This is a genomic window from Ruania zhangjianzhongii (assembly GCF_008000995.1).
GTDB lineage: Bacteria > Actinomycetota > Actinomycetes > Actinomycetales > Beutenbergiaceae > Ruania > Ruania zhangjianzhongii.
The window spans coordinates 2,512,458-2,533,064 of the sequence record NZ_CP042828.1 but is presented as its reverse complement, the minus strand read 5'-3'; the positions used below and the strand labels follow the sequence as shown (position 1 = coordinate 2,533,064).

The 20,607-nt window shown below is 66.9% G+C and carries 26 protein-coding genes; 8 read left to right on the top strand and 18 right to left on the bottom strand.

All coding sequences use genetic code 11. The features are described from left to right. Positions 1-51 precede the first annotated feature (51 nt). Entirely contained in the window at positions 52-1,407 is a 1,356-nt protein-coding gene (locus FU260_RS11785) for an MFS transporter (RefSeq protein WP_168211756.1), read from the bottom strand. A gap of 235 nt (positions 1,408-1,642) precedes the next feature. Then, positions 1,643-2,023 carry a hypothetical protein gene (locus tag FU260_RS11780; RefSeq protein ID WP_147917237.1) on the bottom strand — a complete coding sequence of 127 codons (381 nt, stop codon included), beginning with the start codon at positions 2,021-2,023 and terminating at the stop codon, positions 1,643-1,645. Between the two features lie 83 nt (positions 2,024-2,106). Here FU260_RS11780 and FU260_RS11775 point away from each other — a divergent pair, with 83 nt between their 5' ends. Continuing rightward, positions 2,107-2,493 (top strand): cupin domain-containing protein, encoded by a 387-nt coding sequence (locus FU260_RS11775; RefSeq protein WP_147917236.1) that lies wholly within the window; start codon positions 2,107-2,109, stop codon positions 2,491-2,493. A gap of 19 nt (positions 2,494-2,512) precedes the next feature. Here FU260_RS11775 and FU260_RS11770 read toward each other — a convergent pair whose 3' ends face one another. Beyond that, positions 2,513-2,869, bottom strand: a complete 357-nt coding sequence (locus FU260_RS11770; protein WP_147917235.1) for an META domain-containing protein — start codon at positions 2,867-2,869, stop codon at positions 2,513-2,515. A 97-nt stretch (positions 2,870-2,966) separates the two neighbouring features. After that, positions 2,967-3,182 (bottom strand): DUF899 family protein, encoded by a 216-nt coding sequence (locus tag FU260_RS11765; protein ID WP_235912209.1) that lies wholly within the window; start codon positions 3,180-3,182, stop codon positions 2,967-2,969. A gap of 183 nt (positions 3,183-3,365) precedes the next feature. Between FU260_RS11765 and FU260_RS11760 the strand changes: the two genes are divergently transcribed. Both FU260_RS11760 and FU260_RS11755 read left to right on the top strand, forming a co-directional pair. Beyond that, positions 3,366-4,037: a winged helix-turn-helix transcriptional regulator gene (locus tag FU260_RS11760; protein WP_147917233.1), complete on the top strand. Its 672-nt coding sequence runs from the start codon at positions 3,366-3,368 to the stop codon at positions 4,035-4,037. Continuing rightward, the gene (locus FU260_RS11755; protein ID WP_147917232.1) at positions 4,034-4,819 is read left to right on the top strand and encodes an alpha/beta fold hydrolase; all 786 of its coding nucleotides are present in this window, start codon (positions 4,034-4,036) and stop codon (positions 4,817-4,819) included. The genes FU260_RS11760 and FU260_RS11755 overlap by 4 nt, the downstream gene beginning before the upstream one ends. 28 nt (positions 4,820-4,847) lie before the next feature. On the opposite strand, the gene FU260_RS11750 is transcribed toward FU260_RS11755, so the two are convergent. Continuing rightward, positions 4,848-5,066 (bottom strand): hypothetical protein, encoded by a 219-nt coding sequence (locus FU260_RS11750; protein WP_147917231.1) that lies wholly within the window; start codon positions 5,064-5,066, stop codon positions 4,848-4,850. 72 nt (positions 5,067-5,138) lie between these two features. On the opposite strand from FU260_RS11750, the gene FU260_RS11745 reads away from it, so the two are divergent. Together FU260_RS11745 and FU260_RS11740 are read left to right on the top strand one after the other, a co-directional pair. Further along, complete coding sequence (locus tag FU260_RS11745; RefSeq protein ID WP_147917230.1) at positions 5,139-5,597, top strand: GNAT family N-acetyltransferase; 459 nt, start codon at positions 5,139-5,141, stop codon at positions 5,595-5,597. A 74-nt stretch (positions 5,598-5,671) separates the two neighbouring features. Next, complete coding sequence (locus FU260_RS11740; protein ID WP_147917229.1) at positions 5,672-6,136, top strand: hypothetical protein; 465 nt, start codon at positions 5,672-5,674, stop codon at positions 6,134-6,136. Positions 6,137-6,170: 34 nt separating this feature from the next. Here FU260_RS11740 and FU260_RS11735 read toward each other — a convergent pair whose 3' ends face one another. The 4 genes from FU260_RS11735 to FU260_RS11720 all read right to left on the bottom strand — a co-directional run bounded on the left by FU260_RS11735 (position 6,171) and on the right by FU260_RS11720 (position 9,862). Then, positions 6,171-7,103, bottom strand: a complete 933-nt coding sequence (locus FU260_RS11735) for an RNA polymerase sigma-70 factor (RefSeq protein ID WP_147917228.1) — start codon at positions 7,101-7,103, stop codon at positions 6,171-6,173. Then, positions 7,100-8,032: an NAD-dependent epimerase/dehydratase family protein gene (locus tag FU260_RS11730; RefSeq protein ID WP_147917227.1), complete on the bottom strand. Its 933-nt coding sequence runs from the start codon at positions 8,030-8,032 to the stop codon at positions 7,100-7,102. Before FU260_RS11730 ends, FU260_RS11735 begins: the two co-directional genes overlap by 4 nt. A 123-nt stretch (positions 8,033-8,155) precedes the next feature. Continuing rightward, the gene (locus tag FU260_RS11725) at positions 8,156-8,923 is read right to left on the bottom strand and encodes an SDR family NAD(P)-dependent oxidoreductase (protein WP_147917226.1); all 768 of its coding nucleotides are present in this window, start codon (positions 8,921-8,923) and stop codon (positions 8,156-8,158) included. Between the two features lie 435 nt (positions 8,924-9,358). Then, positions 9,359-9,862, bottom strand: coding sequence for a hypothetical protein (locus FU260_RS11720; RefSeq protein WP_147917225.1), 504 nt, complete (start codon positions 9,860-9,862; stop codon positions 9,359-9,361). A 263-nt stretch (positions 9,863-10,125) separates the two neighbouring features. Here FU260_RS11720 and FU260_RS11715 point away from each other — a divergent pair, with 263 nt between their 5' ends. Beyond that, entirely contained in the window at positions 10,126-10,476 is a 351-nt protein-coding gene (locus FU260_RS11715) for a GNAT family N-acetyltransferase (RefSeq protein WP_235912208.1), read from the top strand. Between the two features lie 57 nt (positions 10,477-10,533). Here FU260_RS11715 and FU260_RS11710 read toward each other — a convergent pair whose 3' ends face one another. The 5 genes from FU260_RS11710 to FU260_RS24145 are packed head-to-tail and all read right to left on the bottom strand — an operon-like array spanning position 10,534 to position 13,085. Further along, complete coding sequence (locus FU260_RS11710) at positions 10,534-11,022, bottom strand: SRPBCC family protein (RefSeq protein WP_147917223.1); 489 nt, start codon at positions 11,020-11,022, stop codon at positions 10,534-10,536. A 46-nt stretch (positions 11,023-11,068) separates the two neighbouring features. Beyond that, positions 11,069-11,431: an iron chaperone gene (locus tag FU260_RS11705; RefSeq protein ID WP_168211755.1), complete on the bottom strand. Its 363-nt coding sequence runs from the start codon at positions 11,429-11,431 to the stop codon at positions 11,069-11,071. A 52-nt stretch (positions 11,432-11,483) separates the two neighbouring features. Further along, positions 11,484-12,101: an SRPBCC family protein gene (locus FU260_RS11700; RefSeq protein WP_168211754.1), complete on the bottom strand. Its 618-nt coding sequence runs from the start codon at positions 12,099-12,101 to the stop codon at positions 11,484-11,486. Further along, a complete protein-coding gene (locus tag FU260_RS11695; RefSeq protein ID WP_147917220.1) occupies positions 12,098-12,436 on the bottom strand; it encodes an ArsR/SmtB family transcription factor in 339 nt (112 codons plus the stop codon). Before FU260_RS11695 ends, FU260_RS11700 begins: the two co-directional genes overlap by 4 nt. Positions 12,437-12,458: 22 nt before the next feature. Beyond that, positions 12,459-13,085 (bottom strand): hypothetical protein, encoded by a 627-nt coding sequence (locus FU260_RS24145; RefSeq protein ID WP_147917219.1) that lies wholly within the window; start codon positions 13,083-13,085, stop codon positions 12,459-12,461. A gap of 358 nt (positions 13,086-13,443) precedes the next feature. Here FU260_RS24145 and FU260_RS11685 point away from each other — a divergent pair, with 358 nt between their 5' ends. After that, complete coding sequence (locus FU260_RS11685; RefSeq protein ID WP_147917218.1) at positions 13,444-14,028, top strand: VOC family protein; 585 nt, start codon at positions 13,444-13,446, stop codon at positions 14,026-14,028. 127 nt (positions 14,029-14,155) lie between these two features. Here FU260_RS11685 and FU260_RS11680 read toward each other — a convergent pair whose 3' ends face one another. The 4 genes from FU260_RS11680 to FU260_RS11665 all read right to left on the bottom strand — a co-directional run bounded on the left by FU260_RS11680 (position 14,156) and on the right by FU260_RS11665 (position 19,549). Then, positions 14,156-16,342, bottom strand: coding sequence for an alpha-amylase family protein (locus tag FU260_RS11680; RefSeq protein ID WP_147917217.1), 2,187 nt, complete (start codon positions 16,340-16,342; stop codon positions 14,156-14,158). 75 nt (positions 16,343-16,417) lie between these two features. After that, positions 16,418-17,326, bottom strand: coding sequence for a carbohydrate ABC transporter permease (locus FU260_RS11675; protein WP_210418266.1), 909 nt, complete (start codon positions 17,324-17,326; stop codon positions 16,418-16,420). A 13-nt stretch (positions 17,327-17,339) separates the two neighbouring features. Beyond that, entirely contained in the window at positions 17,340-18,269 is a 930-nt protein-coding gene (locus FU260_RS11670) for a carbohydrate ABC transporter permease (RefSeq protein ID WP_147917216.1), read from the bottom strand. Beyond that, positions 18,266-19,549 carry an ABC transporter substrate-binding protein gene (locus FU260_RS11665; RefSeq protein ID WP_147917215.1) on the bottom strand — a complete coding sequence of 428 codons (1,284 nt, stop codon included), beginning with the start codon at positions 19,547-19,549 and terminating at the stop codon, positions 18,266-18,268. Before FU260_RS11665 ends, FU260_RS11670 begins: the two co-directional genes overlap by 4 nt. A 187-nt stretch (positions 19,550-19,736) precedes the next feature. Between FU260_RS11665 and FU260_RS11660 the strand changes: the two genes are divergently transcribed. Then, positions 19,737-20,546, top strand: coding sequence for an IclR family transcriptional regulator (locus FU260_RS11660; protein WP_244951277.1), 810 nt, complete (start codon positions 19,737-19,739; stop codon positions 20,544-20,546). The last annotated feature ends 61 nt before the right edge of the window (positions 20,547-20,607 follow it).

Genomic DNA, 20,607 nt, shown 5'->3' with positions numbered 1-20,607 from the left:
GGGGGTCCTTTCGACGGCGGAGGTTGAGGTGGTCGGGCTGAGTTCAGGGGATCAGAGGGTGCCGGTGCGGGCGAACTGATCGGTGCGCGCGTCCTGGCGTTCCACGTCCCGCGGGTAGATGCGGTAGAAGGCGAACCAGAGCACGGCGTTCAGCGCGTAGGGGAGCACCACCAGGTACAGCATCGTGGTCTCGAGGCCGAGCGCGTCCGCCACCCGGCCGATCACCAGCGTGATCACGGCGGTGAGGAAGCCCTGCACCAGGGAGAACAGGAACGCGAACGCGGTCGCGCCGAGCTGGGCCGGCACCACGGTGGAGACCATCGGCAGCACGCAGCCGGAGAAGCCGATGGAGAACACCAGGCCCATAAGGAACGTCATCACGTAGACCATCGCGTCCGAGCCGAAGTTGATCTGAGTGGTGACGAACACGATCACAGACCAGCTGATCAGGTAGATCTGCATCAGCATCACCCGGCCCTTGCTGCCGAAGCGGCGGGAGAAGAAGTCGCCGAGCCGGCCACCCACCACCGCCGAGATCATCGCGCCCACGGAGAACACGGCCATCACGTAGGAGGCGGTGACCACGTTGAAGCCGCGCTCATCCACCACGAACGTGGAGTAGAACCGCAGCAGGATCAGTGAGGTGACCAGTGGCAGCATCACCGCGATCATCGCGACAGTGGGGATCTTGAACAGCTTCACGGCCTCGGAGATGCGGAACTTGCCGGCTTCGGTGAGCATCTCCTCCGTGGCCGAGGCGCTCTTTTGCACCTCGTGTACCCACATCCAGATCAGTAGCCCGGACAGTACCGAGATCGCGCCCATCGCCCACATGGCGTAGCGCCAACCGTCCGGGTCTGCGCCGAACTGCCCGATCACCGGGCCGACGACGATGCCCACGCCGCCGCCGATCCCACGGACCAGGCCATAGGCCTTGCCGCGCTCACTCTTGCGGAACAGGTCCGGCAGGAGGCCGTTGAGGATCGGTTCGGAGGCGACGGTGCCGATCACTGAGATCGCATAGAGCGTGACCAAGAGCGGATAGTTGGGTGCGAATCCGGCGGCAATGGTCCACAGTCCCCAGCCGCCGGTGACGATAATGAGCACCTTCTTGCGCCCGTATCTGTCCGCAGCCATCGCCCAGATCGGGCCGAAAAGCATACGCGCGAACATGGACAGCGAAGAAAGGACTCCGAGTGCCGAGTAATTGAGGCTGAAGGCGTCCCGGATCAGCGGGAAGAATGTGTTGATCAGGCCGCTCTCGGAGTTGTCCACGGCCTGGGAGAAGCCCAGTGCGGTAACCGCCCGGCCGCGTCCTCGCTTGTTCACCGGCGGTTCCTCCGGCGCGGGTGCAGGTGTGCCGACCGCGTAACCGGAATCGCCTGACCTGTGGTTGATGGTGCTCATCGTGTTCCTTCCGCGGCCCATTTCGCTGCTGCGCCGAGCCTCTTTACTGGCGGGATGTCTGAACACATGCCCTCGTTGGTGTGCATCGAGAGTGAACCCGAGCAAATAGCGGAAGTCAGCGGTTGCCAACACTTGCCAGTGGGAATGGCAAAGTTGCCGGGACTTGCCATTCAGCGGGTGTGAGTTGCCACCTTTTGCCGGGAGGTGGCGCGTAGGGCTCGCCTAGTGATCCCGGTCAGAACTCCCGCAGACGGCGGAGCTCGTCCTGCTCGCGTTCACGTTCGGGGCGTAGCCACGCCGGGTACATCCACAACGGCAGCAGGCGCCGGTAGCGCAGCGGGGAGACGAAGATCGCGCCGAGGATGAACTCGACCAGCAGCACTGCGGCCGCGAAGACCTCGTGGAACACCGGCAGGGCAGCGATCGCGAGCACCAGCGTGAACTGGGCGAAGTACGGCACCAGGAGCAGGGCGACCGATTCGGCAGCCTTGCGCGAGGGGCTCCGGTCGGTGCGCACCCACCACCGCGCAGCCCGTGAGGTGCCGCTGCGGAACCACACCGTGAGCCCGCCGAGCAGCAGCCCGGCTGCGCCGAGCACCACGGAAAGCATGTGCATGAGCCTAACTGTGCTGGCCATAATGGCGGGGCCGCACGCTCAGCGACGGCATGCGATGGAGCACGATCGAAGGACTGCCGAGAATGACGAACTCCCCGGACATCCCGCCGGCCTTGGCCACCACTGTCGACGACATCAGCTGGGAGCAGACCCACCCGGACGGCACTCGGTCAGCGACGCTGGTGGGTGCCCGGCGGCCCGGGGTGACGTTCACCTACGCGTTCTTCATCCCGGCGGGCTTCTGGGATGCGCCGCACTCCCACTCGGCCGATGCGCACCTGGTGGTTGCCCGCGGTGAGTTGCGGCTCGGCTACGGTGACCGGCTCGACCGGGACGCGGTCCGGCGCTACCCGGCGGGGAGCTTCCTCTACGTGCCGGGTGGTGCCGTCCACTTCGACGGCGCTGAGGAAGAGACCGTGCTGGTCGGTACTGCCGTCGGCCCGTGGTCCACCGACTATCTGGACCAGTGACCTTGATCGCTGGCGCAGCTCAGGACCGCTGCAGCTCGCCGAGCTCGGCGCCCTCGGAGTTGAACACCACCATCGTGTCGCCGTCGATCGTGGCCGTGGCGGGGCCGGTCAGCCAGACGTCGACGTCCATACAGGCCATCAGGGTGCCGACCATCCCGGAGAAGGTGACAGTCTCTCCGTCCTGCTCCCAGGTGCCGCTCAGGTGGTTGCACCCGTCAGTGCCGGTGACCAGGCCTTCGACCGTCAGCTCCAGCTCGGTGCCCTCGTCCCCGGTCCAGGTGCCTTCGGGCGAGCTCGACACGGCGCCGCAGCCGGCGGCGAACAACGCGAGCACACAGACGGTGACCACAGCGAGCAGACGGCGGATGGTGGCCATGCAGGTTCCTCCTCGCTGTGCGGACTGAGGCACTCTTCCTACGCCAAGGCCACCGTCCGCCACCTCGATCGCCGAAGAAGACCTCCGCCGCCGTACGTTACTCGCCCGACCCGCAGCACGACCCACCGCCGCGGTGATGAGCAGCGAGCGGGACGCCGTCGACGGTCCGCCACTCGTACGGCGCTGTCTGCGGCCAGCCCAGCGGAGAGGACTCCCACGTCTCTTGGCGCCCGTAGGCGGTCAGGTCCAGCAGGCTCCAGTGGTAGGAGTGCGTCTCCGTGCCGCGGCCGGTGGTGGCATACGTCTGGAACACGTCCTGCCCATCGGGAGTTTGCGGCGCTGGGCAGCCCGCGGCGCATATGGTCCTGCTCGGCTTTGCGAAGGCTCCAGACGGCGTCCTGCCAGTCGGTCCGAGGAACTTCCGGCGGCCTTGCGGTCAGTTCGTTCATACAAGCATGGTTGTCAATCTGCACCAGAATGTCTACGGTTCAGTGCTGTGAAGGACTACGGACAGTTCTGCGGCCTGGCCAAGGCCGCCTCCATCCTCGGCGAGCGGTGGGCGCTGCTCATCCTCCGCACCGTGATGGTCTCGCCGCAGCGGTTCACCGAGCTTCGGCAGGCCAACCCGGGCATTCCGAGCAACGTGCTCACCACGCGGCTGCGCGAGCTGGAGGCCGCCGGAGTGGTCGAGCGCCGGCTCGATGCGGCGCCGGAGCGCGGGGTCACCTATGCGCTGTCGGACTACGGCGAAGGCCTGCGGCCGATCTTGGACGCGCTCGGGCGCTGGGGAGCTCGGCGCATGCTCGTCCCGGCCGACGGTGATGTCCTGACCTCCTCCTCATTGGCTGCGGCGCTGCAGTCGGCGTTCGTTCCCGGCCAGGCGCCGGCCACCCGCACCTTCTCGGTCCGCGCAGGTACGGCTGCAGCGCACACCCGGGTGGATGCGGCGCAGATCAAGGTCGGCGAGGGCGTCGCCGACCCGTCCGATCTGACGATTCACGCGAACGGGGGCCTGCGTGAGCTCCTCGGCCGGCTCGTCACCACCGAGGAGGTCCTCGCCGATGGTCGCATCAGCCTCGACGGCCCGCACTCCCTCTTCGAAGACTTTGTGCGCATCTTCCACGTCCCCCTCGACCCAGATGCGGCCTACGAAGGGAAAGCGTCATGACCAACCCCAGCTCCGCCGTCGAGAGCGTGACAATCTCGGCCGACGGCACGCCGATCCATTGGCAGCACCAAGGCACCGGACCGGGTCTCGTCCTGGTGGACGCTGTGCTCTTCGGCCGCGCGACCAGCCCGTCTGCGGAGCTGATCGACCCGCTGGCCGAGATGTTCACGGTGATCACCTATGACCGCCGCGGCAAGGGCGACTCCGGCGACACCCCGCCGTGGAGTCCGGCCCGCGAGGCCGGGGATCTGGTCGCCGTCATCGAAGCGGCAGCGATCTCCCCGGTGAATGTCTACGGCCTGTCCTCCGGCGGCACCCTCGCTCTCTACGCTGCCGCGAACGGCGCCCCGATCGACCGGCTCGTCGTCCTCGAGCCACCGCTGGGCCCGCTGCCCGGGGTGAACGAGCTGGAGGCGCAGCTCACTACGCTGGTCGAGGCTGGCGACGGTGCAGAGGCGATCCGGATCTTCCACGAGTTCCAGGGCATGCCGGACGAGGTGATCGAGCAGCTGGCACCGATGCGGGCGGCGCTCGCGCCGGCGGCCGGCACCATCCGCTACGACACCACCCTCTCGAACACGGTCACCGACGACCTGCTCGCCTTGGTCGCCGCGCCGACGCTCGCCCTGTCCAGCCAGGCGAGCCCTCCCCTGCTCACCGACTTCGCCGCGCGGGTGGGAACCCATGCGCCGCGGGCGGAGCATCGTTCGCTCCCCGGCGACTGGCACGGCCTCAGCACCGGGACCTTGGTCAGCGCGATCCGCGAGTTCTGCCTGATCTGATGCCTCTCCAGGTGAGGGCCCGAGATCGTCAGAGGTTGATCGCGTCCCCGAACGGCACATTGCTGCGGCGCACCATCAGCCAGCCGATCACCAGCGGCGGCAGGGTCAAGGCGAAGATGATCCCGTCGGCACTCGAACCGGTCGCCACGAGGTAGATCACGGCGGCGGCGAAGATCACCGTCGCGGCGAGGCCCACCCAGAACAGCAGGGCGCCGAACAGGGCCAGCATCGGTCGTCTCTTCTGCATGGGGTGACCGTAGCAACCGCGGGGCTGGCAAATTTCCGTTGCGTTGCGGTGGCACGCGGATACCGTCCGAGCATGGCAACAGAGGGGTTCATCCCGGAAGGCTTCGTCCCGCCCACCGAGCTGGTCACCGACCGGTTCCGGCTCGAACCCTTGGGCCCGCAGCACAACGAGGGCGATCTGGCCGCGTGGATGTCCAGCGTGGAGCACATCCGGTCCACCCCCGGGTACCCGGACGGATCCTGGCCGCCGCCGGAGGGGTACTCGCTCGAGCGGAATCTCGCCGATCTGGAGCGGCACGCCCGGCACTTCACCGAGCGCAAGGGCTTCACGTTCACGGTGCTCGACCCGGCCGGTGCGGACGTGATCGGGTGCGTGTACCTGTACCCCTCGCCGTCGGAGGATGACGACGTCTCGGTGCAGTCCTGGGTGCGGGCCAGCCATGCCGAGCTGGACGTCCCGCTCGCCGATGCGCTGGTGGAGTGGATCGCGGCCGACTGGCCATGGCAGCGCCTGGACCGCTACGGGCGCTGAGCGGCATCCCAGGAGGCCCACCCCTCCCCTTCCGACGGCGGGGCGGAGCCGCCCTGGTCTGACAGACTCGCCCCATGTCGCAGCGAGAAGTGGGGACGCTGGTCTTCCTCGCGGCAGGGCTGATCATCCTTGCCGTCACCATCTGGGCCCGGCGCGGTGGTTCGTACCGCGCTCGACGTTGGATGTACACACCGGGCCCTCCTACCCACAGCATCCACAGCGAGCGGATGGTCATCTTCGGCGGGCCCACCTGTGGGTTCGGCCTCGTTGCCTTCGGTGCGATCGCGCTGCCGCGGAATGCCTTCGGGCTGGAGCTCGTCGGCACGGACGTGATCGCGGTCACCACTCTCACTGGAGCCATCCTGCTCGGCCTGCTGGTTGTCCCACTGCTGTACTGGGTGCTGGTCTTCATCCCGATCCCGGATGCCTTCTACCCCCACTGGGCTCGCGAGGTGCGGGAGGATCGCCGGCGCTTCCCGCAGACCAGTCCGCACCAACCACCGCACCCGAAGGATCGACCCGGTACTGGCCCCGGCTGAGGACTTCACCTGTTCTGGCCACGGCGCGGTGTGCTCAGCGCAGCTCCTTGCGGGCCTGCCGCGTCTCACGAAGGACTGACCAGACGTCCGCCACCGGCCCGAGGTGTCCGAGCTTGTCGGGGTTGATGACCGCGCGGATGGTCTGGACCTGGTCCTCGGCGATGTCGAGGGCGAGGGTGTTGATGACGTTGCCGTCCCGGTCGCGCAGGATGGCGCCCGGCTGGCCGTTGACCTGGTGCGGCTCGATGATGCCACCGGTCGCGGCGAAGGGTGGGGCCAGCCCGGCGAGCAGCCGCGCCACGTTCTTGGCGCCGAACACGCCGCTGCCCCATCGTGGGGCCTTGCCACCGCTGTCGGCGACGATCTGGACGTCCGCGGCGAGGAGCTCCTGCAGGGTGTCCAGGTGGCCGTGGGTGAAGGCATCGAAGAATCGCTCGGCGAGCTTCGTCCGCTTCTGCCGGTCGGCCTCGAACCGGGGCTTACCCGCGTCCATGTGCCGCCGGGCCCGCACCGCGAGCTGGCGGCAGGCCGCCTCGGACCGGTCTACTGCAGCGGCGATCTCGCCGTAGTCGACATGGAACACTTCCCGCAGCACGAACACCGCACGCTCCAACGGGCTGAGTCTTTCCAACAGCACCAGCGCCGCCGTGGACAGTGAGTCGGCGAGCTCGGCGGAACGCTCCGGGTCGCCATACGGGTCGTCGAGCAAGGGCTCCGGAAACCACGGCCCGACGTATTGCTCGCGGCGCACCCGTGCCGAGTTGAGCACGTTGATCGAGACCCTGGTCACCACGGCCGAGAGGAATGCTTTCGGCGAGTCGGGCGTCGTGTCGGAGGCATCCCACCGCAGCCAGCTGTCCTGCACCGCGTCCTCGGCCTCGGTCACGCTGCCCAGCATCCGGTAGGCGATCGAGAACAGCAACGGACGCAGCTGCTCGAACTGCTCCGCGCGCTCCGCCGGCCTCATGCCAGCTCAGCCTTGAAGCCCTGGCGCCAGGAGGGGTAACGCAACTGCCAGCCGAGCTCCCGCTTGGCCTTGGCGTTGGAGAAGCCACGGCCCTGGGTCATCATCGTCACTGCCGCATCACCGGCCAGCGGCCGGGCCAGCCATCGAGGAATGCGCATCGGCGGCTTCGCGCCCGCACTCTCGGCCAGGTAGGGCAGCCACTGGCTGACCGGGGCGGGCTCGTCGTCAACGATGTTGAACACGCCTCGCGCCTCCTGCTCCAGGGCCAGCACGGTCGCGCTTGCGGCGTCGTCGAGATGCACCCAGGAGAAGTAGCCGGTGCCGGCGCCGACGAGTGGGAACTGGCGCTTGCGGATGAGTTCGACCTGGTCGTCGGTGGCGCCCGGGCCGTACAGACCACCGTAGCGGAGCACCGCACCGTCAGCCTTTCCGACGGCGTCCTCGACGTGCCGGATCGCCTCGGCCCCCGCGTGGGCGATCGTGCCCTCTTCGGGGTCCAGTGGGTCCTCTTCGGTCTTGACCCAGCCACCCTGGCGGATGCCGTTCCAGCTGGCGTAGCTCTGCGCGACCACGTGGGGCACGGCGGCTGCCTCGGCTGCGGCCAGCAGATGGTCGGTGCCTTCGATGCGCAGCCGGATGGTGGTGGCCATCCAGCGGTCCGGGTGCTTCAGGTCCGGCTTGCCGGCGTGCGTCACGGAGATTGCCGTCATCTGGTGGGCAATCGCGTCCGGCCGCGCAGCCGCCACGGCCTGTCCGACCGAGGAGGCGTCCAACCCGTTCATCACCACGCCCTCGGCGCCCAGCCGCTTCACGAGAACGAGCTTGGTCCTGCTCGTCGTCGTTGCGGTCACCTGATGGCCACGGGCAACCAGCTGCGCCACCAGCCGCTGTCCCAGCACACCGGTCCCGCCTGCTACGAACACGTGCATAAGGTCTTCCTTCTCAACTCTGGTTTCCGCTGTCATCAGCAGGACCAGATGGGGCGCTCGGCTGTGACATGGAGCCCCGCGTGCTGCCGTCGGCGTCAGTAGCAGCGCCGCCATCGGCGGTGTTCACCACGGCACCGGGCCCTGCTCGCTGACGAAACCCGCGGTCGGCCCGTCCGCGCCGAGCGTGGCCATCCGCACCAGGGCTGCGGCGCCCTCTGCGACCGACAGGTATCCGGTGTGGTCGTTGCTGTCGGTGGCGACGAAGCCGGGGGCGACAGCGTTGACCAGGATGCCATCGGATCGCAGCTCGTTGGCGTACTGCACCGTGAGCGCGGTCAGCGCGCTCTTGGAGGGTGAGTAGGCCGCCGATGGCAGCAGGCCGGCCAGCGGTCCCGTCGGATCGCTGTTCATTGCCAGCGAGGCAGCGTGACTGGCGACGTTGACGATGCGCGCCCGAGGCGATCGCCGCAACAGCGGCAGCATGGCGTTCGTCACGGTGATCACCCCGAACACATTGGTCTCGAACACGGTCCGGACCATGTCCAGATCGACCGAGCTCGGCACCTGGTCATAGGCATCATCGGGCGACACCTGCCCGGAACCGGTGATCCCGGCGTTGTTGATCAGGACATCGAGCCGGCCAAAGCGCTCCTCGATCTGCCGCGCCGCGCGTTCTGCCGTACCGGGGTCGGTCACGTCCAGGGTGAGCGCGTGCACTCGGGCGCCGGTTGCGGCCAGCGATGCTGCTGCTGCACTGCCGCGCTCGGCGTCTCGGGCGCCGATCAGCACGGTCATACCTCGCGCTGCGAGTTGTTCGGCCGCGGCCCGGCCGATGCCCTTATTGGCTCCGGTCACCAGAGCGACTGTCTGGTGTGTTGCCTGCTCGCTCATGCACATCTCCTCGCGTTCGGGACCGGTTCGTCCCTGCGAACCGGTCGTCAACACCCGAGACCGGATGATGCGGCCGACTGTGACAAGGGCGGAGCCGCGGTGGGCGAGGTGTGAGCCGGACAAAGCCGAGGCCGTTCTGCGGACCCTGTTGGCGGCACCGCGGTGAGTAGCCGGTCGGGTTCTGGAGACAACGAGTCGTGGCCGCTCGAGCCGGAAGGCATCTCCTCGCGTCAGGCGCTGATCACGGTCACCGTCGACCTCCCTCACGCATACGAGTGCCTCCGACGGCGGAACTCAGCCGTAGAGGATCGCTCATCCAGCCGCGACCTCAGCTGGTAGACCCGGGGTATTCGATACGTGTGTGACGAAGCCACGCCCGACGTGCCTAGGCATGAGTCCGGTGGCCGTCGCCCAGGCCCTCCAGCCTGGAACCGCCTAACCAGCAGCGGTGACCGGGCGATGACCCGCCAGAAGGTCGGCAATCAGCCCGGCGATCCGGAGAGTCTCCGCCCGACCTGGATACTGCACGCCCTCGTCGATCGGAACGTGGGCCGCTCGCAGATAGGTCGCCACCTCGCCCCAGAGCCACAGCCTGACGCTCCCTGCATACACGTAAGGCTCAGGAAAGGACACGCCGCGCTTCCGCTCGCCACGGGCCCATAGGCCCACCGCTTGAGACGTAACGTCCGCACGCTCGGCAATCTCAGTCCTGGTGACCAGATCATCGACTAGCCGACGGACGGTGACCCCAGCAGCCAAAATCCGGTTGATCGCTTCACTGGCTGCATCGGTCGCGTTCATCCCGGGAACCAACAGAGTCAACTCTGTCGTGCGTCCGTGCGTCGACTCGACACAGTCATAGTGGAGCTCAATCGCATCCACGGCAGTGTCGTTCAGTTCAGCCACCTCGAAGGTGAACTCAAAGTTGGAGGTACTCATCTTCGCTCGCTCCGTCGACATCGGCTGCGCCAGCATTCAATCCGCTGTTGTCAGTATGAAACAGTTGGTCCAGATCCGCCCGCGTTCTCACATATCCAGATCATGCTGATCGGGGCAATGACGCATGTCGCGACGGATCCGTCTGGCTACCCACTCTGGTGACCTCGGTGTCCCGTCGACCCTGATGGTTCCCTTCCCGCACGGACAGTAGCGGTCAGGATCGCTTCGTCGCCCCGATCGCGCACTCGGTCGCCGAGGCCTATGTGACACCCACGGCGTGGCCGAGGGCGATCCTCGACGGGGACGTCGTCGTCGGGTTCGTCATGGCCAACTTCGACCCCGAGAACGAGCTCGCGGCCTTTCGTTGCGGGATCTGGCGGCTGAATGTCGCCGCCGACCAGCAAGGGCGGGGCGTCGGGCGGTTCGCGGTCGAGGGGGTCGCCCGCGAGGCCCAGAGCCGGGGGCGGGACCGGATCACGGTCCTGTGGGCACCGGGCGAGGGTGGGCCAGAGGGCTTCTACCTGCGCTGCGGATTCGAACCGACCGGAGAGCAGGTCTTCGACCAGCTGCTCGGAGCGCGCACCACGACGACGGCGAGCCGTCCGGCCGGGTGATGCCGGCGACAGGCGTCGGCCGCGGACGGCGTTGACCGTCCGAACGGGGTTAGGCGGTCAGCCTTCCGCTTCGCGGATGTCTGTTCCGTGCTCGCTGAACGCCTTGAAGTCCTGCATATGCTGTCGTGACTGCTTGATGAAGGCACCGCGCATGAACGGAGCCACCACTCGCATCAGGCCGCTGAACCGGTATTCGTTCTCGCTCACCCAGAGCGTGCTCTCCGGGCCGGTCGCAGTCAGCTGTTCACGAGCGGCACTCCACATGCCATCCGCAACGATCTCACGCGCGAAATAGACCACACGGTCCGCCGAGATACCGTGCAGGCTCGCCGGTTCCCGGCGCGTGATGGTCTCGGTGCACTCCATGGACTGCTGCCCCGACTGGAACACGACCCGTGACTCGGTGCCGACCTGCCCGTCCACACCACGTAACGGCTCGTGCGACACCAAGCCTCGTAGCCACTTCGGTCGGTGTGCGGGGTCCTCGAGTAGCTGAACGACCTTCTCCCGTGGCAGCGCGATCTCGATCGGGATCGTGTACTTCATCGTGGCGTTCTCCAGGTTCCTCCGTGGACCCCTGTCCGGGGAGTGCTCAGTGCCGGTCGGCGTCGATCTGGCGTGCGTGGTACCGGACGAGGTCCTCGATCAGCTCAGTGGGCAGTGGCTTCTCCAGCGTGAACTGAATCCCGTGTTCAGTCCGCTTGTAGTCCGCCAGCCGGTCCTGGAACTCTTCGATCGCCCAGGATGAAGGGAAGAGGGTCATGTGGTTCTTCGATGCCGTGAAGTACACCAGTGCGCGGTTCTTGTACTTCAGTGTCGGCATGCGGTAACTGATCGATTCTTCGACGCTCGGCACGACCTCGGTCACCAGCGCACGGATCCGCTCGAGCTCCGGTCGGAACGCCGGATCGATCCCGTCAAGGTACTCATCAATGCTCGTCGCCTTCTCAGCCATCATTCTGGTCCTCTCTAGTAGTCGAGCGCTTTACGAGGAGAAGCTGGTGGCTTCATGCGCGCCCCAGGTAGAACGCCGCCGTCCTGGCTGCTCGCGCGTGCGCATCGCCAGCAGGTGTTCCCGCCTCATGGTCTGCCCCACCCCAAGCATCGGCCACCCGACGGATCAGCTGCTGACCCTCGGGTGTGCCCGCGAACTCCTCCATCTCCTCAGTGGCACCTCGGGCGTCGCCGGCGAGATGCAGCGACAGGGTCCGCAGCGCCTCTTCCCACCCGACACCCGTTGCCGCTGGACCATAGGTCTCCCAGTGGTCACCGGGCGGAACATGGTGGGTCAGGCGGAGCACCGTCCGCTCTATCCCAGCCGGGATGAGGTCGACATCGACGTGGCTGACATTCCCCTGGTACTCCCACGTGATCGTCAGGTGCCGAGTGGGCTCGCATCGCAGGATGTCGCCCTCCGTGCCGCTGCTCGTGAGCGAGTACCTGCCACCAAGTGCGAGATCGCCGCGCACCGGCTCGAACCAGCGCGAGAGTCGCTGGGAACTCGTGCACGCGTCCCACAGGTCAGCGGCGTCGGTGTCGAAGCCGCGCTCCAGAACGACCCGATGCGAGTCGCCGCTGGTCGTGATCTTGCGGATCACGCTGTTGATCTCGTCGACGATATTCAACTGGCCTGGTCTCTCGTTGACGACTTTCCTCGGCGCACCTCGGCGTCGAGAGCGGACAGGGCATCGCTCCACAGCCCTCGGAACTGATCGAGCCAGCGGTCGATCTCGCGCAGAGCACTGGGATCGAGGGAGTAAAGGCGTCGCGAGCCGTCGGGGCGGGAGTGCACGAGGCCCACCTCACGCAGTCGCCGCAGATGTCGCGAGGTGGCTGGCTGAACGAGTCCGAACTCCGCGTCCATCACCTCGGCAAGCTCACCGGCGGGCACCTCGCTGTCCCCGAGGTACTCCACGATGCGGCGACGAGCCGGATCGGCTAAGACGGCGAGAGCTTCCACGCAACGAATATAACAGTTTCTGTTAAATAAGGTGGAACGGAACGCCAGCGCGCTCACAGAGCCGCCGATACGCCCGAGACATGTAGAGCGCGTAGCAGAGAGTCGCCAGCGTGCCACCGGTACCCGCCACCGCGAACACCACCAGCCACGACACCTGCTCATCGAGGGCGAACACCCCGGCGACAACGGCAGCGGCCATCGCGACCGGGCCGAGCAGATAGTCGACCCTTCGTCCGAGGATGCGAGCCATGGGCACGAAGTGGGCGCCGATGACAAACACCATCAGCGGGAGCACCCACCTGCCCTGCCCAAGGACGAGGAGCACGATCGAGCCGAGCATCCAGACCGGATGCGTGACGCTGTTGAGTACCCCCATCGCTTTGCCGATTCGTCGGTCTTCGGGCGTCGGGTGGTTCGGGAACAGTGCGGCATGACGGATTTGCGTGGCTCCGCGGATGACGAATAGCACGGCGAGGGCGATCACGACCAGGGACCCAGCAAAACCAGGAATGCCCCAGGCGAACGGCCACCAGGCGGCGTAGAAGACGGCATAGCCACTCATCAGGACCGGGAAGAACGCGATGCCCCGAGCCGCCGAACCGAACCCCTCGGGAGCCGGCGTCGAGCCAAGCTGCACCTCTGCTGCCATGCGTCAACTCTCCCAGACCGCCCCGGTGCTCTCCTCCGTCCGACCGCGGAACCGGGCCCTCGAGCGGCCGAGGCCGCCCTCCGACTCTGAGGTCACCGTCCCTGGCCTCGAACGCAGGAAACTACCTCCGACGGCGGAGCTCACCCGGGACCAGGCCGTGTCGCCATGGGTTGGACACACTGCCCGCGAAGCCCGGACGGCAACGTCTACGAGCTGGTCGCCGACTGAACGGGCGAGCGAGGATCGCCGACTGAACGGGCGAGCGAGGATCGCCGACTGACGGGGCGAGCGAGGAACAGTCGATACCTGTGGATCGCGGCAATGACGCCTCGAACCAGGCGGGTGGCAGACTGAAGTCATGCACCCGCAGGTCATTCCGATGCTTCCGTGCGCAGACATTGACCAGATCGCAGAGTTCTACTCCCCGCTCGGCTTCAAGGTCACCTATCGACAGGTCAGGCCGAATCCGTACCTGGCTCTGGAAGGTCACGGATTCCCGCTGCACTACTACGGGCTCGAGGCGCATCGCGCTGAGGATTCGCACAGTACGTGCGGCGTGGTGGTCCCTGACCCAGAGCCGCTCTTCGAGACCTTCGCCGCGGGTCTTCGGGCCAGCTACGGGAAGCTGCCGGTCTCGGGCTTTCCACGGATCACCCGTCCTCGACCCCGCAAGAATGCCGGCGGCAGGTCCGGGTTCAGCCTGATCGACCCGGCCGGCAACTGGATCCGGATCATGCGCAACGGAACCCCGGAGCCACGTGCCGAGGCATCGCCGCTTCGGGAGAGTCTCCTCAACGCCATCGTGCTGGCCGACAGCAAGGGCGACGCGGCTCAGGCTGCGAAGATTCTACGAGGCGCAGTACGCCGTGCCAGCCAGGCCGACCCGGCAATGCCGGAAGCCCGGGCGTTCCTCGACGAGCTGGACCAACGACTTGTCGGATGACGTGGGCGAGCGCGTCGCGCGTCCCCCACTGGCGCGGAAGTCGGATTCAGACTCCGAGGTCACCGCTCGTGACCTCGGAGTCTGAAAATGCCTCAGCGGCGGAGTGCCGTGTCGGCCTGGTGTGGGCTCAGGCCCAGTCGATCACCAGGACCTCGTGAGCGCCGACTGTATCGAGGCTGATCCGGATGGCTGCACCGTCGTCGACCGCGTCAGCCTGCGCCTCCGCGACGCGCAGCGTCACCGCCCGCACGGCGCTGGCGCCCTCCGGCTTCGCGACCCGCACCTCGATCGGGCCCACCGGGTACACCTGGTCCTGCCGCGCCGCCAACGTGGTGGTCGCGAGCGAGTTCGTCAGGTGCACGATCGTGCGGCCAGGCTGAGCGTAGGCATTCACCGCGACTCCCCCAGGCGTCTGCGCGGAGACCTTGGAGCCACTCCCGATCGCCCACCGCACCACCTGGGCGAGCAACTCGCGGGCGTCGGGCTGCTGGTCACGGTCGGCGCAGCGGTCCAGGTCTGCGAGCACCATCGCCGTCCGTGCGTCGCCCCGGTCGCTGACCACCAGAGCCGGGATGTCTGTTTCCGGCGTGTGCATCCATGAAGTCTCCGGCGGATAGATCGGGAATCGCGGGATGAACGTGCCCACCGTCTCGAAACCCTCGTGCACCCGCGCCTCGCGCAGGAATCCCCCGAACGGCACGATGTCGGTCTCCTCGAAGCCCGCCAGGGCCTGGTGCCGGGCCGGCCGAGACCCGCTCACGTCCATGCCGCCGCCGCCGGTGTTGCGGGCCGGTAACAACCGCAGGTAGGTGTGGTTGCCCGCCGTCTCGATGTTCGGGTCGGTGGCCTCCCAGCGACCGTGCACCTCCTCACCTGCGGAGACGCCTAGGAGGTCGGCCAGCCCGTAGTCGCTGCGCCGCTCACCGTCCTCGTCGTACAGCGAGGTATCCCCGGTCGCCACCACGGACCCGCCGGCGGCGTGGAACTCGCGCACTGCCGCCACCTGGTCGGCGCTCAGGGCACCCACGTTCGGCAGGAGCAGCAGGCTGAACCGGCCGATGGCCCCGCGGACGTCGTCGGCGTGCACCGGCACGTAGGTAAGCCCTGCCTGCACCAGCGAGGTGATCGCCCCCCGGTACGGGCTCGCCGTGCGCTCCTCGGCCTGGTCACGGCCGAAGAAGTCGGTGTTCTCGGTGGACCAGACCACCGCGACGTCGGCTACCGGCGTGCGGTCGAAGAGGACGTCCTCGTTCTTTTCGTGCCACTGGAAGATCGCCGGCGCGGTCTCATACTGGCGGCGGTCCTCATGGTGGGAACCGATGTGGTGCCACCACGGCTGGATCCCACCGGCGAAGCCGTTCGCCGACCACAGCTGCGCTTCTGCCTTCGGCATCGCTGCGATCCGGAACGCTGGCCGGCCGAGGCTGTACATCGGGGTGCTCTCCGGCATCACGGCGTTCCAGCCGACCAGCTCGTGGATGCGCTTGCCCGCCTCCGCGTTCTGGTGGAAGCTCTCCCCCAGCCAGCGGAACTGGTGGTCGAGCATGGCGAAGGGTGCCCCGCGCAGGATCCGCCGCTGGTCGTTGAACCGTTCTGCGGCGTTCTTCAGATCGCCACTGAGCATCCCCATCCAGATGCAGTGCTCACCGCCTGCCGCCTGGGTCGCCTCGTTGTTCAGCCGCCAGATCTCCACCCGGCGGTCGTAGTTCCACCGCACCCAGTCGCGATAGACCGGGTCGTCCCAGTCGGTGTGCGCCGGCAGCGCGCTCCCCTTGGTGTCCCGGAAGATCCGGGCGCAGTTCTCGCAGTAGCAGATGTTGCGCCGCGGCAGCCCGGCCCAGCTGTTGTCGGCGAAGCCGTCCGGGGCAGAGCGGCGGGTGATCTCGGCGAGTACCTCGAGCAGGTAGTCGTTGTAGTAGTCGCTGTTCACACAGGTGATCCACTTGTCCGCAGCGCGGTACGGCTCGCCACTGGCGTCCCGAGCCATCCACTCCGGGTGGGCGAGGAAGAAGTCCTCGGCCACCCGGTTGGAGTCCATCCTGGCGATCACTGCCAGTCCCTCGTCCCGCGCTGAGGCGACGATGCGCCCGTAGAGGTCGTTCTCCTCGGAGATGTTCACCGCGCGGTGGTGCAGATCGAACTTCGAAGGGTAGTAGGCAACGATCCCGCCAGCGTTGACGATGACGCCGTCGATCCTCGTCTGCCGCCAGTACGTGCGCCACCACGCATCGTCGTAACGGTCCGGGTCGATCTCCACGAGGTTGGTCTGTCCCCATCGTCGGCTCGTGCGATACCACGGTTGGTCGGCGGTCATGAGTGTCCTTACTTAGTTGGGCATGCGGGCAGCACGTGCTGGCCCACACGGGGTCGGAACGGAACGTGGTCGGGCTTACTTGAGGCCGCTGCTGGCGATGCCTTGAACGAAGTACTTCTGTGCGATCAGGTAGATCACGATCACCGGCACCACGGTGATCGTGGAGGCCGCCATCAGCAGGTTGGTGGTGGAGAAGAACTCTCCCTGGAACTGAGCCAGTGCGATCGGCAGGGTCTGCCGCTCGGTGGAGTTGATGAAGATAAGCGGACCGAACAGGTCGTTCCAGGACTCCACGAACGTGAACACTCCGACGGCCGCGAGGGCGGGCTTCACCTGCGGCAGCATGATCCGTGCGTAGATGCTGAACGTGTTCAGGCCGTCGAGCTTGGCCGCCTCCTCGAGCTCCTTGGGCAGCGTCATGAACGCCTGGCGGAGCAAGAAGGTGCCGAACACCGGGGTGAGGACCCGTGGCACCCAGAGCGGGAAGAACGTATCCACCCAGCCGATCTGTTGGAAGATGATGTACTGCGGGATGATCAGCACGATCCCGGGGATGATCGCCGTCGCCAGAACGAGCGAGAACGCCAGGTCGCGGCCTCGGAAGGTGAGCCGTCCGAAGGCGTAGCCGGCGATCGAGGCGATCGCCAGCACGCCCACCACGTTGATCGCGGCCAGCATGGCGCTGTTGATGAAGAACGGGCGGATCGATTCGAACGCTGCGGCATAGTTCTGCCACTCCCACGTCTGCGGGATGAACCCCATCGGGTTCTCGGCGATGTCCTGCTCGGTCTTCAGCGAGGCGGAGAGCATCCAGGTCAGCGGCGTGAGGAAGCTGATTGCCAGCATCGTCATCAGGATGAGCTTGCCGCCACGGCCCGCCAGGGCCAGCGGCCGTCCGCTGCGGGCACCTTGCGGGTGCGCCCCCGCGGACCGGGCAGAGCGCTCCTGTGCTGCGGCCGCCTCGGGTGTCATGGTGTGCGTCACGATTTACCTCCGATCAGTTGTAGAAGACCCAACGCTTCTGCAGCCGAAGCTGAAGGAACGTGACGGCACCGATGATGATGAACAGGATCCAGGCCATCGCCGAGGCGTAGCCGAGCCTGCCGAACGTGAAGGCGTTCTGATACAGGTAGTAGATGTAGACATTCGTCGCGTTCCCGGGCCCACCGCTGGTGAGCACAAAGATCAGTGCGAACACCTGGAACGAGGTGATGAACTGCGTCACCAGCACGAAGAAGAGCTGCGGGGTGAGCAGCGGCAGCGTGATGCTGAAGAAGCGCCGGCCCGATCCCGCTCCGTCGATCCGAGCGGCTTCCTCGATCGAGCCGTCGATACCCTGCAAGCCACCGAGCAGAATGATCATCGGGTAGCCGATGCCCTGCCAGGCGGAGATCACGATGACGGCGGGCAGGGCCCAGTTGGCATCGGTGAGCCAGTTGGGTCCCTCGATACCCACCACGCCGAGCACGCTGTTGAAGAAGCCACTGGGGGCCAGCAGCTTGCCCCAGACCAGGCCGATCGCCACGATGCTGGTCACGTACGGGGTGAAGTAGGCCGTACGGAACACCACGTTGGCCACCCGGGACTTGCCTTGGCAGAGCACGGCGAGCAGCAGTGCCCCCGCCGTGGTCAGCGGGATCACCCCGAGCGTGAACAGCACGGTGTTCCGCAGGGTGGTCCAGAACAGGTCGTCCTGGGCGAGGCCGGTGTAGTTGTCCGCACCGATGAACGCCGGCGGGGTGATGCCGTCCCAGTCCGTGAAGGACGCCACGATCGAGACGACGATCGGCACCAGCTGGAACGCCAGGATGCCGAAGATCAGCGGGGCGATGAACGCCCAGCCGGCGAGGTCGGCACGGCGCAGGCGCCGCCGGCGTGCGCGTCCGGCCGGCGGCGCCGGTGCCAGGTCGGGTTCGATGACGCTCACGCCAGCGTCGCTTCGACCTGGTCGCGAGCGCCGGTCAGTGCCTCCTCCACGGTGATCTCACCGATCAAGGCGCGTTCCAATTCCGGCCGGTAGATCGCCACCGCCGCTGCCGTGGCCGTGGTGGAGTGCACACTGCGGTTGTTGTTGGCCGCTTCGATGAACAGATGGATGTTCGCCGGTCCGGTGTCGCCGGCCTCCAGCGCCTCGGCGGCTGTTCGACTCAGCGGGACACCCACACGGTGCTCTGCGATCGCCTGACCGCCGTCGGGGCCGGTGATGTACTTGAGGAACTCCCAGGCGCCATCGGGGTTGGCCGCCGCCGTCGGGATCACCATCAGCGCCATCGAAGACTCGCTGTACTGGTTCACGTTCCCTGGGACGGGAGCGATGTCCCACTCGAACTCGGTGACGTTCTCGCTCAGGTACCCGGAGATCGACATCGAGGAGAACAGCATCGCGAGGCGACCACCGACGAAGAGTTGCTGCTCGGCGTCATCCCCGGATACCTCGGCCCACGTGGGAGCAACCTCATGAACGAGGGCAAGGTCCGCCACCCACTGCAGCGCTTCCAGGCCCTCCGGTCCGGCGAGGGCGAAGGAGCGTCCGTCCTCCGAGAAGATCCCCTCACCGCCGTTGTTCACGGCAAAGGTGTTCTCGTAGGCGGTATCGGTCACCACACACGCGCCCCATGTCTCGTCGTCGGTCAGGGCGCGGGCGGTCTCCAGGAAGTCCTCCCACGTCCAGCCCTCCGAGGTCCAGGTGGTTGGTGGCAGCGGCACCCCCTTCTCCTCGAACAGGGTCTTGTTGAAGTAGATGACCCGGGGCAGAGCGCCGATGGCCAAGCCCGCGCGACCGTTCGGGAGGTCGGTGAAGTCAAGTACGCCTTCGAAGTAGTCCGAGGTGTCCACGTCCGATTCGGACAGATAGGACCCGATGTCCATGATCGTCTCCTTGTCCGACATCTCCCGGAGGAAGTCGTCATTCAGACGCATCAGGTCCGGCGGCGATCCGCCGGCGATCAGGGTGCGGAACCTGGTCTGGTAGTCATCGAAGGGCACCGAAGCTTGTGGCGTGACGGTGAGTCCGGTGGCGGCTTCGAAATCGTCCTTGATCTGGCCGAAGACGAGGTCGTTGAGCCCGTCGGCCCAGCCTGCGCCGGTGATCTCGTCCGGGTTGCCTTCGGCGGTGCCTCCCGAGCAGCTCGCTAGGAGCACTGCGCCTGCGGCGCCTCCGCCTGCAATGAGAAAGTTCCGCCGACTGAGGATGTGGTGGGTGTTCATCGTTCGTCCTTACTGCCGTAGTAGGGGTCACGCCGCGGTGCGCGTCGGTTCGAACTGAAATCTGGATTCCGCTGGGGTGAATTGAACGTGACTCTACCCGCGTAGACAATGACGGTCAACCCGCGTAGATTGAATCGAGCCGTCACCGCACGGCGAGTGAGGGCATGCGCACTACGAAAGGATGCCGATGTCTCCACCGGGCACGTCGGACCCACCGGTCCGCTCTGTGCAGCGCGCTTTCGCCGTCCTCGAGGCGTTGGCCAACCGGGACGAGGCAGCCACTCTTACCTCGATCGCGGACGAGCTGGGTTTGGCGGTGCCGACGACGTTTCGCATCATGCGCACCCTCGTCGCCGAGGGATATGCCCAGCAGGTGGCCTCGCGCCGATACGGACTGGGTCCGGGTCTCGTCCGTCTCGGCGATCGCCGCGAGCATTGGCTGGGGATCTGGGCACGGCCAGTCTTGGCAGAGGTGGTGGACGAGCTCCACGAGACAGCCAACGTGGCAGTTCTCGATGGCGACATGGTGGTGTACGTGGCCCAGGTCCCCAGCGCCTACGGGATGCGCATGTTCACCGAGGTGGGCCACCGGGTGCACGCGCACTGCAGCGGAGTGGGCAAGGCGATCCTCGCGACGATGCCCGATGAGCAGGTCCGTGCTCTGCTGCGGCGCAGTGGGATGCCGCGCTTGACGCCGGCCACGCTCGTGACCGAGCACGACTTCCTCGACGAGCTCAGCCGGATCCGTCCGCGCGGGTACGCCATCGATGACGGCGAGCAGGAGGTGGGCGTGCGTTGCCTCGCCGCCGTAGTACCTGGGTGGCCGGCCCCGATGGCGGTCTCGATCTCCGGACCGTCCACGCGCGTCCCGATCGCCGCAACCACGGGATACGCCGAAGTGCTCGAGCGGGCAGCCACGCGCCTGGCCGAGATGCTCGCCACGGGAGCCGAACCGGGCACCCGAACGACCGCCGTCGGAAAGGGACAGCACGGGTGAGGGCCGCAACGCACTCGCCCGCGCGAACCGACTCCCTCAATCGTGCCGATGGATACGATCA

What these genes read in the sequence shown, in the direction of transcription:
- FU260_RS11785 (WP_168211756.1), bottom strand. Translation starts at nt 1,407, where the DNA reads ATGAGCACCATCAACCACAGGTCAGGCGATTCCGGTTACGCGGTCGGC.
- FU260_RS11780 (WP_147917237.1), bottom strand. Translation starts at nt 2,023, where the DNA reads ATGCACATGCTTTCCGTGGTGCTCGGCGCAGCCGGGCTGCTGCTCGGC.
- FU260_RS11775 (WP_147917236.1), top strand. Translation starts at nt 2,107, where the DNA reads ATGACGAACTCCCCGGACATCCCGCCGGCCTTGGCCACCACTGTCGAC.
- FU260_RS11770 (WP_147917235.1), bottom strand. Translation starts at nt 2,869, where the DNA reads ATGGCCACCATCCGCCGTCTGCTCGCTGTGGTCACCGTCTGTGTGCTC.
- FU260_RS11755 (WP_147917232.1), top strand. Translation starts at nt 4,034, where the DNA reads ATGACCAACCCCAGCTCCGCCGTCGAGAGCGTGACAATCTCGGCCGAC.
- FU260_RS11750 (WP_147917231.1), bottom strand. Translation starts at nt 5,066, where the DNA reads ATGCAGAAGAGACGACCGATGCTGGCCCTGTTCGGCGCCCTGCTGTTC.
- FU260_RS11745 (WP_147917230.1), top strand. Translation starts at nt 5,139, where the DNA reads ATGGCAACAGAGGGGTTCATCCCGGAAGGCTTCGTCCCGCCCACCGAG.
- FU260_RS11740 (WP_147917229.1), top strand. Translation starts at nt 5,672, where the DNA reads ATGTCGCAGCGAGAAGTGGGGACGCTGGTCTTCCTCGCGGCAGGGCTG.
- FU260_RS11735 (WP_147917228.1), bottom strand. Translation starts at nt 7,103, where the DNA reads ATGAGGCCGGCGGAGCGCGCGGAGCAGTTCGAGCAGCTGCGTCCGTTG.
- FU260_RS11730 (WP_147917227.1), bottom strand. Translation starts at nt 8,032, where the DNA reads ATGCACGTGTTCGTAGCAGGCGGGACCGGTGTGCTGGGACAGCGGCTG.
- FU260_RS11725 (WP_147917226.1), bottom strand. Translation starts at nt 8,923, where the DNA reads ATGAGCGAGCAGGCAACACACCAGACAGTCGCTCTGGTGACCGGAGCC.
- FU260_RS11720 (WP_147917225.1), bottom strand. Translation starts at nt 9,862, where the DNA reads ATGAGTACCTCCAACTTTGAGTTCACCTTCGAGGTGGCTGAACTGAAC.
- FU260_RS11710 (WP_147917223.1), bottom strand. Translation starts at nt 11,022, where the DNA reads ATGAAGTACACGATCCCGATCGAGATCGCGCTGCCACGGGAGAAGGTC.
- FU260_RS11705 (WP_168211755.1), bottom strand. Translation starts at nt 11,431, where the DNA reads ATGGCTGAGAAGGCGACGAGCATTGATGAGTACCTTGACGGGATCGAT.
- FU260_RS24145 (WP_147917219.1), bottom strand. Translation starts at nt 13,085, where the DNA reads ATGGCAGCAGAGGTGCAGCTTGGCTCGACGCCGGCTCCCGAGGGGTTC.
- FU260_RS11685 (WP_147917218.1), top strand. Translation starts at nt 13,444, where the DNA reads ATGCACCCGCAGGTCATTCCGATGCTTCCGTGCGCAGACATTGACCAG.
- FU260_RS11680 (WP_147917217.1), bottom strand. Translation starts at nt 16,342, where the DNA reads ATGACCGCCGACCAACCGTGGTATCGCACGAGCCGACGATGGGGACAG.
- FU260_RS11665 (WP_147917215.1), bottom strand. Translation starts at nt 19,549, where the DNA reads ATGAACACCCACCACATCCTCAGTCGGCGGAACTTTCTCATTGCAGGC.
- FU260_RS11660 (WP_244951277.1), top strand. Translation starts at nt 19,737, where the DNA reads ATGTCTCCACCGGGCACGTCGGACCCACCGGTCCGCTCTGTGCAGCGC.